A 13,307-nucleotide genomic window follows, 5' to 3' on the forward strand; every position below is an offset into this window, starting at 1 on the left:
TGTAATAAATAGACGACTTAAAGAGGTTAAATATAAACTATTTTTTAATACTTTTATAAACATAAACTTACACACAGAAATACCAATCACACATTGAAATTATGAGATAAAGCCCTATTTTTGAGAGATAGAATGAATATTTTAGGTTTCCATTAACTAGAAAACCATATAAACAAAAGAAGAATAATACAAAATTAAGATTACACTTATTTAAACTTTGTATTTTAAAAAAATACTATTAACTTAATATAAATTATTTTATTTGAAAGTTTTATCTTACTGATAAAAAAGTGAAATCATAAAAGTTTAACATTTAACAGACGTAGATATTTAAATATAAAACAAAAAAAACAGCTCTCAATTAAAAAATTGAGAGCTGTTAGGTATTAATTTTATTTTTTAGAGCTAATGTGCTATCTAAAAATAACCAAAATTCTGAACCAGATTAGAATTTGGAGAAATTTCCTTATAAGGAATAGGGAAAGCAAAATTATAACTACCATATTTAGGGCTTTCATGTTTCTGCTGCTTTGAAACATTAGGAATATCTTTTTTTGTTCTGGCTAAATCATCGAAACGAAACCCTTCAAAAGCTAATTCCTTTTTACGTTCTTCTAAAACATTATCCAATGTCGCTACAGTATACGAAGAAGCATTACGCTTTGCCGGAATCATATTAAGATACGTTAATGCTTCAGTCGGATTTGAATCCAACAATGCTTCCGCATACATTAAAACAACCTCTTCATAACGAATCAAAGGAACATTAGATGCAGTTACAGGATACTTACCTGTATTACGAAGAGCTGTAACTTCTCCTGTTTTTTTATCAACTATCTTAGTCATTATTTTAAGCCTTACATCTGCAGGCTCATAACCATTATAAAAGAAATCATCAATCACCTCAATATCACCATAACTACCTCTATATATATTAGCCAAACTATTACTGCTATTATTATCTGCCGCATTAAAAGCTAACTCAAATATTGAGTTTTTATTTGTTATTGAAGCAAAATTTGAAACAAAAACATCTGGCTCTGCTATACTAAATTTACCAGAATCTATTATAATTTTTGTTTCTGCTGCTGCTTTATCTTTATCACCAAAATACAAACACACTCTTGCTTTTATAGCATGTGCTGCATATAGAGATATCTTTTGCTTCTTGGCATCATCGTACTTTGCATTCATTAAAGTAATAGCTTTATCTAAATCAGCTAATACTTTTTCTTTTACCTCAGCCACTGTATTTCTAGCAGGATAAAGATTATTCAGATCTCTAAAAGTTGTAACATAAGGAATCCCCAATGCATTATCTCCTCCCATACCTGTTATGTTTTGTTGACCGTATAATTTTAACAAATCAAAATGTGCCAAGGCTCTTAAAGTATAAGCCTGACCTATAACATGATTAATCTTTTCTACATCACCGCTTATTTTTGCTAAATCAACATTAATAATCAAATTCGTTGATGCTATCACCTGATATATTCTTTCCCAAGTATCAGCCGCATAAGCATCTGTAGTAATCATTTTCATATTACCAACAGAAAAAAAGCGATTACTTCTTGCTGTTGAATATGCAATATCACTACGCACCTCATTATAGATAATATAATCTCTGCCATAATACTGCGGTTTAGATAGTTTATCATGAGCTCCAATCAAAAGACCAGACAAATCTCCTAAATTCTCAATCTTATCTGTTTCTTTACCTTGATTTAAAGAAGGCTCTAAATCATCTTTAGAACAAGATGACCATAAACTAACAAAAACTATGGTTAAAACTGTATATATTACTTTTTTCATACTTTTTAAAATTTAATATTTACTCCAAATGTAAATGACTTAACCGGAGGGGTTGACAAACCTGTAAATCCATCTGCACGAACTTCAGGGTCTAATTTTAAACCACCGTCTTTTACCCAAGTATAAAGATTAGTCCCTTTTACTGTAAAAGTCACTCCATCTAAACCAACTAACTCAACAACATCAGAAGGTAAGTTATATCCAAAAGTTAAATCTTTTAAACGAATATAATCTCCATCATATAAATGTCTGGAAGAAGTTGAATGGAAATTATCATTTTTATCAAAACTTAATTTAGGAACATCAGTCACATCCCCCGGTTGTTGCCATCTATCCATTAAAGTTTCAACTCCTGTATTAGTTCCTAAAGAATAATTATACGTTCTTGAATAAAATTGAGCGTATCTATCATAAATTTTATGTCCTCCTGCAAAATAAAAACTAGCATCCATAAAAAAACCTTTATATTCTACATGGGTAGAAAATCCTCCTGAATATTTTGGCAGAGGACTACTTCCCTGATCTACACGTTTTGCCTTATTATAATCTGATGTTCTTTCTCCATCTTCTCCATTTACATACCACTCAGGAGCCCCTGTTTCTATATTTACCCCCGCCCAAGTAGGCATATACCAACTTGCTATAGGTCTTCCTACTTTTCCTGTTCTATAAGATGAACCACCATAAGGATCTATTTCATTACCATTAGCATCTAACGCTAATTTTGTAACCTTATTTTTAACCGTTGCAAAATTACCTGAAACAGACCATACAAAATCATTCGTTCTAATAACTTCATAACTCAACTCTAACTCAAGCCCATTATTTTTCATTTCACCTGCATTCTGCATTTGTGAAGCAAGTCCTGTAGTAAGTGATAAAGGAACATCTAATAATAAATCATATGTTCTTCTGTTAAAATATGAAAACGAACCTGATAACCTTCTGTCAAACATAGAAAAACTCAATCCGACATCAAAAGTTTCTCCTTTTTCCCATGTTAATTTATCATTACCAAATTGACTTGGATAAATCGCTCCCTCTTCTCCATAAGCCTGATCATAAGATAAAAGTGACTGATATTTATTAGGATCAATCGCCGAGTTACCGGTAACACCGTAAGATCCTCTCAAACGTAACTCATTAAATGGCGTATCTAACATAAATTCTTCATGATGAATATTCCACGCTAAACCTACTGAACCAAAATTTCCAAACCTTTTATTTTTTACAAATTTAGAAGACCCTTCACGTCTGAAAGTCGCATCAACAACATATTTATTATCAAAATTATAAGACAGTAAACCCAAGTAAGATACATTATACCAATCCACCAAAGTAGAATTTGCATTCCATGCTGCTCCCGCAGAATTAACATTCGTTAATCCATCTGTTGCAAAATTCTCTCCATATCCATATAAATAATTCTGCTGATTATTTTGATATTCAAACAAAGCAGTTGCATCAAAATTATGTTTTTCATCTAATGTAAATTTATAACTTAATGAATTTTGAGAAACCCAATTATAATTTCTTCTAATTGAATTTTCTGCATAACCATTATAAGCTCTACCATCTCCATGATAACGATTTCTATATGCCTTATAAGTATTCATTAAAAAATCCAAACTTATACGAGAAGAAAAAGTTAAATTCTCCATCAATTCCCAATCTACTTTTGTATTAGAAATTGCTCGGGTCATTTCATTTCTGGTAATATCATGATTCAATGTATATAATGTATTATGCAAAGAACCTACATTTGTTATATTATACGAACCATCAGCATTATAAGGCTGATAAAACGGACTCATCATATAACGTGTTAAATAAGGATTTCCAAAATACGACCCTCCTTCTAACAAAGGATTCTGATTCGTATTAGACACATTCATAGAAGTTGTAAAACCAACTTTATCTGACAATTTTCTGGTAAAATTAAACGCTCCACTAATACGCTCAAAATCAGCACCTATAACAGTTGCTTCTGTTTTATTATATCCTAAAGACGCATAAAAAGTAGATTTTTCATCTCCACCAGCAGCTGATATAGAATAATCTTTCATCACAGCATCTTTATTTCTTAATAATTTATCCCAATTTCCTTCTTTCCCATTCCAGGTAGAATACCCACCAGTATATTTTAATAAATCATTTGCGGGATTTAGAAGAAATTCCTTTGCTCCATCTCTTTCAAAACCATTAGTCGAACCAAATTGATTATAAACTGCCTCTAAAAGCAATTCTTCTTTATGTTTTGCACTTAGTGGTTTATTCTTATTATAAGCATCATTCTGAATACCTACAGTAGAAGAAAAATTAAATGAAGTCTTTCCTTGCTTCCCTTTTTTAGTAGTAATAACAATAACTCCATTTGTCCCTCTTGCCCCATAAGCTGCTGTAGCAGATGCATCTTTAAGCACTGTAATAGTTGCAATATCCTTACTATTAATAGAAGCTAACGGACTTAATGAGGTAGCAGCATTTTTATTACCCCCCATATCATCATTCATAACCGGCACACCGTCAATAACATATAATGGTTGATTACCTGCAGTTATAGAACTTACTCCACGAATTCTAATATCTTGTTCAGCTCCTGGTGTTCCGGATGAAGAAGACACCTGTAAACCTGCTACCTTACCCTGCATAGCCTGATCTACACTAACAACAGGTACATTTTCAAATTGTTTTGCATTTAACTGCACAGAAGAACCTGTAACCTGATCTACTGCTTTAGTAGTATAACCAATATTAACAACCGCTAATTCCTCTGCATCTTCTTTCATCACAACATTTACAGAAGCAGAAGCTCCAACAGTAACAGTTGATGTTTTCATACCTAAAAAGGTAAACTCTAATATATCTCCTGTTTTTGCTTTAATAGCATACTTACCATCAAAATCGGTCTGTACGCCATTACTGGTACCTTTTACTAAAACGTTAACTCCCGGCAGAGGAAATCCACCTTCGGTAACCACACCTGAAACAGTTTTCTCTTGTGCGAACGAAAACTGCATTGAAAACGCTAATAAAAGCGCGAAAATCCATTTAAACTTCGATCTCATTATTTATTTTATTTGAGTTAGTCATCACAAACATCTTAATAAAATCTTAAACAAACAAACCGAAAAAAATTAAGTTTTTTATAAAAACAACACCAAATAAGGATAAAAAAATATTTATTTTAAACAAAAGTCTAAAAACACATTACATATATATAAACTTTATAACTAGGAATAGGAATTAAATAAAAATACAAATCGTTAATTTTTTTTATCTTATATTAACATTTACAACATAAATACCCTTAATTAAAAGATGGTTATTTTTGAAATAAAAGACTCATAGCCTTTTATCATTAGCAAATATTCATATTTCACAACTACAAATACATAATTAAACACAAGAAAAGGGCTTACAAAAACAATTTCGCAAAAAGAGTTAAATATCTTATAGTATTTTTATCTTTACATTATTTCTTCATAAAAAAATAAACTAATGCTTCTAAATAAACACTCTGAATTCTCTATTGAAACCGGAACAGACGAAGCGGGAAGAGGATGTCTTGCCGGACCTGTTACCGCAGCTGCGGTCATATTACCTGAAAGTTATGTTAATGAGTTACTAAATGATTCTAAACAAATTAGTGAAAAGAAAAGAGATCTCTTACGACCTATAATTGAAGAGAACGCTATTTCATTTGCTGTAACGCATATCGAACCTATAATCATTGATGATATCAATATCTTAAATGCTTCTATATTCGCCATGCAGGAAAGTATAAAAAAACTTTCTCCTTTACCGAATTATATCATTGTAGACGGAAACCGATTTAAACCGGTTCTTGATATTCCATATAGTTGTATCATAAAAGGTGACGGTAAATATTTAAGTATTGCTGCCGCCTCTATTCTGGCAAAAACGTATCGGGATGAATACATGAACAGAATCCATGAAGAATTTCCAATGTACAACTGGAAAAAAAACAAAGGCTACCCTACAATGGAACATAGGGAAGCCATTAGAAAATATGGTATTACTAAATACCATAGGAAATCTTTTAAACTATTACCGGAACAACTGAAATTGGAGTTGTTATAAGGTAATTTGAAGATGAGATAATTTGAAGATTTGGAAATTTTCTTAGAAGAAAGAAACAAGAAGAAAGAGAGTTACAATCTTTCTGTATATTGATTTGAAACCCAAGCCTGAAAGAGCGAACAGATGAAGTAATGAGGTAATTTGAAGATGATTTTGGAATTACTCCAAAATCATCTCAGACTCAAATAAAGCGGTAAAATGTTTTAATATTTTCTGTTTCACTTCTTCTACATCTACTGAAGAAACACCTAATTCAACATTTAATGAGGTAACTGCTTTTCCTCTGATACCGCAAGGAATAATATTATCAAAATAACCTAAATCGGAATTTACATTTAATGCAAATCCATGCATGGTTACCCAACGGGAGGCACGTACACCTAAAGCGCATATTTTTCTGGCAAATGGCGTTCCTACTCCCAACCAGACTCCTGTTTCTCCTTCACTTCTTGTAGATTCCAGTCCATATTCTGCTAAAGTAAGAATCATCACTTCTTCTAAAAAACGAAGATATTTATGAATGTCGGTAAAAAAATTATCTAAATCTAAAATAGGATATCCAACAATCTGCCCGGGACCATGATAAGTGATATCCCCTCCTCTGTTGATCTTATAAAAAACAGCTCCTTTGGACACCAATTGTTGTTCGTTCAACAGTAAATTACTTATATCTCCACTTTTACCTAAGGTATAAACATGAGGGTGTTCAACATAAAGAAAATAATTAGGCGTTGGTAACTCCAGTTCTTCTCTTCTGTTTTTTATTTTTAAATCTAAAATTTCTTTAAATAACTGTTCTTGATAATCCCAGGTATCTTTATAATCTTTTAAACCTAAATCCTGTACTATTATTTTTTTATTCATCTAAATATACGTCTATCATTTCTAGTCTAACAAAGATACAAACTAAAAAACCTTTCTGCTTCATAATTAAAAATCAAAAAAACAATTTAAAAAGTCTTTTCTGATTTCCCAAAAACAATATTAAACTAATTGTATTTTGGATTATTTAAAATAATCAGAGCTGCTATAACACCCGGTATCCAGCCACAGGCAGTTAAAATCGTTACAATAATAATAGATCCGCATCCTTTATCCAGAACTGCTAAAGGAGGGAATATAATAGACAAAAGTACACGCCAGAAACCCATTTTATATTTGATTTAGCCATTTAAACATTAGACTACAAACTAAAGCATTTGTTACAGAATAAGAAACAAATTTTTCAAACCGACTTCGCTAAATAACAAAACGGATAAACGATTCCTTCAATAAACACTTTTTCACTATCTTTGCTCCCTTTAAAAATAAACTTCAATTACATGCAACTTTCAGAACAAGAGATTATCCGTAGAGAGAAATTGAGCAAGTTGAGAGAACTTGGCATCAATCCGTATCCAGCAAATTTATTTCCTGTAACGCACACTTCGAAACAGGTTAAAGATAATTTTGAGGAAGGTAAGAAGGTTGTTATTGCAGGTCGTTTAATGTCTACTCGTATTCAAGGAAAAGCTTCTTTTGCAGAATTACAGGACAGTGAAGGTCGTATCCAGATCTACTTGAACCGTGATGAAATCTGCACAGGTGAAGATAAAACGAAATACAATGAAGTTTTTAAAAAACTGATCGATCTGGGTGATTTTATCGGAATTGACGGGGAATTATTCACTACGCAGGTAGGTGAAAGATCTGTTCGTGTTAATGATTTTACACTATTAAGTAAAACATTACGCCCTCTTCCTTTACCTAAAACCGATACAGACGGAAATGTACATGACGGATTCACAGATCCTGAATTAAGATATCGTCAACGTTATGTTGACTTAGTAGTTAACCCACAGGTAAAAGATGTTTTTATAAAACGTACAAAGCTTTTTAATGCAATGCGTAATTTTTTCAATGACAGCGGTTACTTTGAAGTTGAAACACCTGTATTACAACCTATCCCGGGTGGTGCCGCAGCACGTCCGTTTATTACGCATCATAATTCTCTGGATATTCCTTTATATATGAGAATTGCGAATGAACTGTATCTGAAAAGATTAATCGTTGGTGGTTTTGATGGTGTTTATGAGTTTTCTAAAAACTTCCGTAATGAGGGAATGGACAGGACGCATAATCCTGAATTTACAGCAATGGAAATCTATGTGGCTTATAAAGACTACAACTGGATGATGGAGTTTGCAGAAAACTTACTGGAACATTGCGCTATTGCAGTAAACGGAACGAGTGAAGTTGTATTTGGAGAGCACAAAGTGAGTTTTAAAGCTCCTTATGCCCGTGTTACTATGACAGATGCGATTATTCAGTTTACTGGTTTTGATATTTCGGGAAAATCAGAAAAAGAATTATTTGATGCTGCCCGCTCTATGGGAATTTCAGTAGATGAAACGATGGGTAAAGGAAAACTTATTGATGAAATCTTTGGAGAGAAATGTGAAGGAAACTTCATTCAGCCAACATTTATAACGGATTATCCGAAAGAAATGAGCCCTTTATGTAAAGAGCACAGAGATAATCCGGATCTAACGGAACGTTTTGAATTAATGGTTTGCGGTAAGGAAATAGCAAATGCTTATTCTGAACTAAATGATCCAATTGATCAAAAAGAACGTTTTGAAGCGCAATTACAACTTGCAGAACGAGGTGATGATGAAGCAACTGAATTTATTGATTATGATTTCCTTCGTGCTTTAGAATATGGTATGCCTCCTACATCGGGAATGGGTATCGGAATGGATCGTCTGATTATGTTCTTAACGAATAATCAGTCTATTCAGGAAGTTTTATTCTTCCCGCAAATGCGTCCTGAAAAAAAACAGATACAGATCGAACTGGAAGCTGAAGAAAAAGCGATTATTGAGCTTTTACAGAAAAATGATAACGCTATGGAACTGAACCTTCTGAAAATAAAATCAGAATTAAGCGGTAAAAAATGGGATAAAGCAATGAAAGCTCTTGCGCAACACGGACTTACAAAGGTTGCTGTAAACGGCGAAAGCAAAATTGTAGAATTACAAGAGTAATAATTCTATTATTCTAAAAGAACAGACATCAATACAGCCTCGAAAGAAAACTTTCGAGGTTTTTTATTGAATTTAGTTTTGTATAATTAATATGACTTGTAAGAAAAAATAATTTGCCTAACTTTGGAAAATGGAAAGACCAACCCTTATAGTTAAAAATTTTGGACCTCTAAAGGATATAAATATCGAAATTAGAGAAATGGTTGTATTTATTGGCGCACAAGCAACCGGTAAAAGTACTTTAACTAAATTACTAGCTATTTTAGAGGATGAGGAGTTTAGAAGAAATGACAAAATTAGTTTCGAAGATGAATTGAAAAAATATAATATTTTTTCATATCTAAATAATGATTCAATCATTAGTTACAAAAACATTAGTCTTGAGAAAAGTCCTTTTGGTTTTGAATATTCAAAAAACAAATATATTAAAAACAATATTGAAAATGTTCTTTCTCACATTAAAGAATTAGATGATCTAAAAGATTTCAATAAAGAAGAAATAAAATATATAGAGTCCAAAACTAAAAACTTAATAACATCATTTTTACATATTCATTCTCTTATCTATAAAAAAGAAATAGCGTATCTTTTCAAAACTCCTGAACAACAAGTAAAATTTAAGAATTTCATAAAGAAAAGAAAAGATTTTCAAGATCTTTCAATAGAGAATGTTAATGAAATACTTAGTATATTAGAAAAGGCAAACTCTGTTTATGACTATATTGAATTATTTGAAAATATTATTAAGTTTTTCCCTGGTTTATATTTGTTTGACTCTATATATATCCCTTCTGAAAGAAACTTTTTACATATTATAGTAGAAAACACTTTAGGGTTAATCAATAATAATGTTCAGATTCCAAAACATATATTAAGTATTGGTCAGGAATATGAGAAAGCAATTCACACTATTAAAGAACTGCCTTTAAATATTATTGACAAAAAAATAAAATACAAAAGGGAAGGTCAAAAATCATATATCTATCATGACGAAACAAATAAAATTGATTTATTAGAATCTGCTTCAGGATTACAAACTATTATCCCTATTCTTCTTTTAGTAGAATACTCCAAATCATTAAAAGAAAAATACAATTTTAATTTCATCATTGAAGAACCAGAACTAAACTTATATCCTAAAGCTCAACATGAGCTTATAAAATATTTAATCAAAAACTGTTTATTTTATAGAAAAAACCTAATTCTAACTACCCACAGCCCTTATATATTAGCCTCCATAAATAATTTACTATTAGCTTACAAAAAAGGGCAGGAAAACCAAAAAGAGGTTATAAAGATTATCCCAAAATCATCATGGCTAAATCCTAAAAGTTTTATTGCTTATGAGCTCAAAAACGGAAAAGCAAAAAAAATAATGGATGATAAACTCGGATTAATTAAAGAAAACATGATCGACACTGTTTCTGATAATTTTTCTGATGAATTTGATAAACTTTTAGATTTATGAATATTGAAACATTAATAGATTTTTTTTCTCATATAGAAAGTCCGGATTATTATACAATTTTAAAAGATTCTACGCATTATCTTGAAGACATAAGAGATGATGTAACCCAATTCAAAACTGAAACGGAATATTGGAATCTTTATATCGAAAATAATACCCTGAAAGAAATTCTACTTTTAGAAAACGAACTTCATATAATGAGAAATGAAACTACAAAAAAATGTGATTGGGTTTTATTTGAAAATAATACTTTTTATTTTGTTGAATCAAAAGATGTTAAACAAAAAAATAGAAGTAAGGAGAGAAAAGATGCTATTAAACAACTAATAGCAACAATAGAATTCTATCAATCAAAAATGAATTTAACTTCAAGTAATTTATCGGTATTTATTTGTTTCAAATCTAATTCAAAAATCATTAAATCCGGAGATCAAGCTAGAAAAGCAGAATTCAAGCAAAAATTTAATGCTGATCTTTATGAAGGAAATACAATCACTGTTTAAATCGGACAGTATCTAAAAAACAAACAACCTCAGGTAAAAAATCTAAGGTTGTTTAACTGTCCGATACTATTTTACTGGACTGCTTTTAAAACATCTACTTTTCCATATCCAAATTCAGGATCCTTAGCAGGGTAAAAGGAAGAAGATCGTTTTAGTTTATCTAAAACCTGTTCTCTTGTCCATGTTGGATTCTTAGCCCAGACTAAAGCGGCAACTCCTGCCATTGTAGCGGTTGCAACGGATGATCCGCCTACATATTCTTCTTGTTTCATTCCTAAAACCGGAACATTAATTTCGGCGTTTTCTCTTTCCATTACGACTGTAAAATCTATTTTACTTCCGCTATGGCATATATCGTATTTCTTTATTTTTTTACTGTCTTTTATTCCTGTAACAGCTACTACTTCATCCATAGAAGCAGGGAAAATAACTCCAACAAAACTAGTAACTCCTGTAGAAGTTCCTCCTGCACAAAAAATAAGCTTTCCTTTTTTATATGCATATCGAATACCATCTTCGATTCTGCCGATTGAGATTATATGCCCCATTGACATAGAAATAATCTTAACATTAGCATTATCTCCTAACTCTGTAAACGCTTGTTGAACACCTTTTTGGGAATGATAACCTGATAACAACACATTAGAGGCTGCTCTATAAGTAACTAAACTGGAATTATAGGCAACTCCAACGGGCATATTTTTGTTATTCCTTGGTGCTGTTGCTATGGAAGCCATTTTTGTTCCGTGTCCGCATTGATCATCGGGACCATCGACTGTTGTTGACCAAGGGAAATAGGAATCTACATAAACACCATGTTTTTGAAGTTTTCTTCCTGAAGAATGCCCATTATTAAATTCACTTCCCATTAAGGATTGACTGGAAGAAAGCCCTGTATCAATAATTCCTATTGTTACTCCTGAACCGGTACTATACTTCCATGCTTCCGGTATACTATGTTTATAAAAGTTCCACGGCACTCTGGCATTTGGTGTTACTATAGTATAATCTTCTTTGGATATTGCTTTACTATCGACGCCACATCCGGAACCGGAGCCGGAAAAAAGAGTATATTCTGATTGTACATAATTATAATTTGCCGGTTCGATATAACGGATTTTCTTATCTTGTAAAAGCTTTACAAATGTTTCTCTTTTACTGACCACAACATCTATAAGATTTATTTTTTCGTCATCATATAAGAACATTTCTTTTGATGTTCTCTTATTTTTTCCTCCTTCAGAATTTTGAATCATTTCTTTTAAACGTTCTTTTGTCCGTTTTTCTTTCAGGGTTCTCCTGTTCTCAAAATTATCTGAATCTTCGCCATAGCCGATTGTAACTACATTACCGCTATTAACAATTGCACTCCACAACATCTGATAGGTTCCGTCTTTCCAATTAAAATCTCCTTTCGTTTTTTGAACAGCATCTATTCGGGAATTAATTTCGGCAATAGATAAGGTGTCTTTTTCAAACGTTGCTAAAACATTAGATAATCCTGTTCCTACTGTAGTCTGATCTTCCTGCGTACAGGATAGAAACATAAAAACAATAGCTAATACTGATAAGTATTTTTTATTCATTATATAAAATTTAATGTTAATTTAACAAAAATATGAAATTAAATTAACATTAAATTGATAAAATATTAAACAACATAATTGATAAGAATAAACAAATGAAAAATCACATAAACTAAAGTAATCAGATAATCTAACAATTCTGTTTTAGCCCTGATTGCAACGGCATCCTTTAAAATAAGAGCTTTGTTTCTTCACAAAGCTCTTATTTTAAAGATATAGTGAAAAGCAGGAAACGGCTCCTAATAAAAATAAATTTACAAATTCAATTAAACCTTTTCAGATCGCAATGGTCTTATATGTATAAAACATAAATTGATATAAACTATGAAAAAATTATTTGTAATTGCATTATTGATTGTTGGAACAGCAACTTTTGCACAGGAAAAAAAAGGAGATCGCTCAAAAAAAGATATGCAGGAAACAGAAAGAATGACTCCTGAACAAAGAACTCAACTACAGCTTAAAAAAATGACTCTGGATTTGAGCTTATCGGCTTCTCAACAAAAAGACGTTGAAAAGATACTGACGGAACAAAGTAAAAAAAGAGAAGCGAAATGGGCTGAAATAAAAGACATCAAAAAGGAGGATCGAAAAAAACCTACTGCGGATGAACGTTACAATATGGCGAACCAGATGCTTGATGAACAAATTGCTATTAAGGAGAGAATGAAAAAAATCCTTAATGAAAAACAATTTGAAAAATGGGAAAAAATGCATAGTGACAAAATGAGTCACAGAATGCATTCTAAAAGAGCGGAAAGAAAAAGCAAAAAATAATTCGGTAAGTTTGTTATAAAAAAGAGGGATA

Annotated in this window: 10 protein-coding genes; 5 read left to right on the forward strand and 5 right to left on the reverse strand. The window is 31.5% G+C overall.

Annotated features, from left to right (window positions below):
* Positions 1-417: 417 nt before the first annotated feature.
* Both AC4FQX_RS08945 and AC4FQX_RS08950 read right to left on the reverse strand, forming a co-directional pair.
* Positions 418-1,812, reverse strand: a complete 1,395-nt coding sequence (locus AC4FQX_RS08945) for a RagB/SusD family nutrient uptake outer membrane protein (protein WP_491167340.1) — start codon at positions 1,810-1,812, stop codon at positions 418-420.
* Between the two features lie 5 nt (positions 1,813-1,817).
* On the reverse strand, positions 1,818-4,880 hold the full coding sequence (locus tag AC4FQX_RS08950) for a SusC/RagA family TonB-linked outer membrane protein (protein WP_491167341.1): 3,063 nt from the start codon (positions 4,878-4,880) through the stop codon (positions 1,818-1,820).
* A gap of 433 nt (positions 4,881-5,313) precedes the next feature.
* Here AC4FQX_RS08950 and rnhB point away from each other — a divergent pair, with 433 nt between their 5' ends.
* Positions 5,314-5,916 carry a ribonuclease HII gene (gene rnhB, locus AC4FQX_RS08955; RefSeq protein WP_491167342.1) on the forward strand — a complete coding sequence of 201 codons (603 nt, stop codon included), beginning with the start codon at positions 5,314-5,316 and terminating at the stop codon, positions 5,914-5,916.
* A 159-nt stretch (positions 5,917-6,075) separates the two neighbouring features.
* Here the strand turns inward: rnhB and lipB are convergent, their stop codons facing one another.
* Positions 6,076-6,780: a lipoyl(octanoyl) transferase LipB gene (gene lipB, locus AC4FQX_RS08960; RefSeq protein WP_491167343.1), complete on the reverse strand. Its 705-nt coding sequence runs from the start codon at positions 6,778-6,780 to the stop codon at positions 6,076-6,078.
* 125 nt (positions 6,781-6,905) lie between these two features.
* Positions 6,906-7,067 (reverse strand): YqaE/Pmp3 family membrane protein, encoded by a 162-nt coding sequence (locus AC4FQX_RS08965; RefSeq protein WP_491167344.1) that lies wholly within the window; start codon positions 7,065-7,067, stop codon positions 6,906-6,908.
* 171 nt (positions 7,068-7,238) lie between these two features.
* Here AC4FQX_RS08965 and lysS point away from each other — a divergent pair, with 171 nt between their 5' ends.
* From lysS to AC4FQX_RS08980, 3 genes are all read left to right on the forward strand, one after another.
* Positions 7,239-8,942: a lysine--tRNA ligase gene (gene lysS, locus AC4FQX_RS08970; RefSeq protein WP_491167345.1), complete on the forward strand. Its 1,704-nt coding sequence runs from the start codon at positions 7,239-7,241 to the stop codon at positions 8,940-8,942.
* A 130-nt stretch (positions 8,943-9,072) separates the two neighbouring features.
* Positions 9,073-10,410: an AAA family ATPase gene (locus AC4FQX_RS08975; RefSeq protein WP_491167346.1), complete on the forward strand. Its 1,338-nt coding sequence runs from the start codon at positions 9,073-9,075 to the stop codon at positions 10,408-10,410.
* On the forward strand, positions 10,407-10,913 hold the full coding sequence (locus tag AC4FQX_RS08980; RefSeq protein ID WP_491167347.1) for a hypothetical protein: 507 nt from the start codon (positions 10,407-10,409) through the stop codon (positions 10,911-10,913). Before AC4FQX_RS08975 ends, AC4FQX_RS08980 begins: the two co-directional genes overlap by 4 nt.
* A 71-nt stretch (positions 10,914-10,984) precedes the next feature.
* On the opposite strand, the gene AC4FQX_RS08985 is transcribed toward AC4FQX_RS08980, so the two are convergent.
* Entirely contained in the window at positions 10,985-12,499 is a 1,515-nt protein-coding gene (locus AC4FQX_RS08985) for a S8 family peptidase (protein WP_491167348.1), read from the reverse strand.
* A 324-nt stretch (positions 12,500-12,823) separates the two neighbouring features.
* Here AC4FQX_RS08985 and AC4FQX_RS08990 point away from each other — a divergent pair, with 324 nt between their 5' ends.
* Positions 12,824-13,276, forward strand: coding sequence for a DUF4890 domain-containing protein (locus AC4FQX_RS08990; RefSeq protein WP_491167349.1), 453 nt, complete (start codon positions 12,824-12,826; stop codon positions 13,274-13,276).
* Positions 13,277-13,307 lie beyond the last annotated feature (31 nt).

The sequence above is a fragment of the Flavobacterium sp. AK-301 genome (genome assembly GCF_058310215.1).

Excerpts from the sequence above, each read along its gene's own strand:
- lysS (WP_491167345.1), top strand. The coding sequence starts at position 7,239 with ATGCAACTTTCAGAACAAGAGATTATCCGTAGAGAGAAATTGAGCAAG.
- AC4FQX_RS08980 (WP_491167347.1), top strand. The coding sequence starts at position 10,407 with ATGAATATTGAAACATTAATAGATTTTTTTTCTCATATAGAAAGTCCG.
- AC4FQX_RS08990 (WP_491167349.1), top strand. The coding sequence starts at position 12,824 with ATGAAAAAATTATTTGTAATTGCATTATTGATTGTTGGAACAGCAACT.
- AC4FQX_RS08950 (WP_491167341.1), bottom strand. The coding sequence starts at position 4,880 with ATGAGATCGAAGTTTAAATGGATTTTCGCGCTTTTATTAGCGTTTTCA.
- AC4FQX_RS08975 (WP_491167346.1), top strand. The coding sequence starts at position 9,073 with ATGGAAAGACCAACCCTTATAGTTAAAAATTTTGGACCTCTAAAGGAT.
- lipB (WP_491167343.1), bottom strand. The coding sequence starts at position 6,780 with ATGAATAAAAAAATAATAGTACAGGATTTAGGTTTAAAAGATTATAAA.
- rnhB (WP_491167342.1), top strand. The coding sequence starts at position 5,314 with ATGCTTCTAAATAAACACTCTGAATTCTCTATTGAAACCGGAACAGAC.
- AC4FQX_RS08945 (WP_491167340.1), bottom strand. The coding sequence starts at position 1,812 with ATGAAAAAAGTAATATATACAGTTTTAACCATAGTTTTTGTTAGTTTA.
- AC4FQX_RS08965 (WP_491167344.1), bottom strand. The coding sequence starts at position 7,067 with ATGGGTTTCTGGCGTGTACTTTTGTCTATTATATTCCCTCCTTTAGCA.
- AC4FQX_RS08985 (WP_491167348.1), bottom strand. The coding sequence starts at position 12,499 with ATGAATAAAAAATACTTATCAGTATTAGCTATTGTTTTTATGTTTCTA.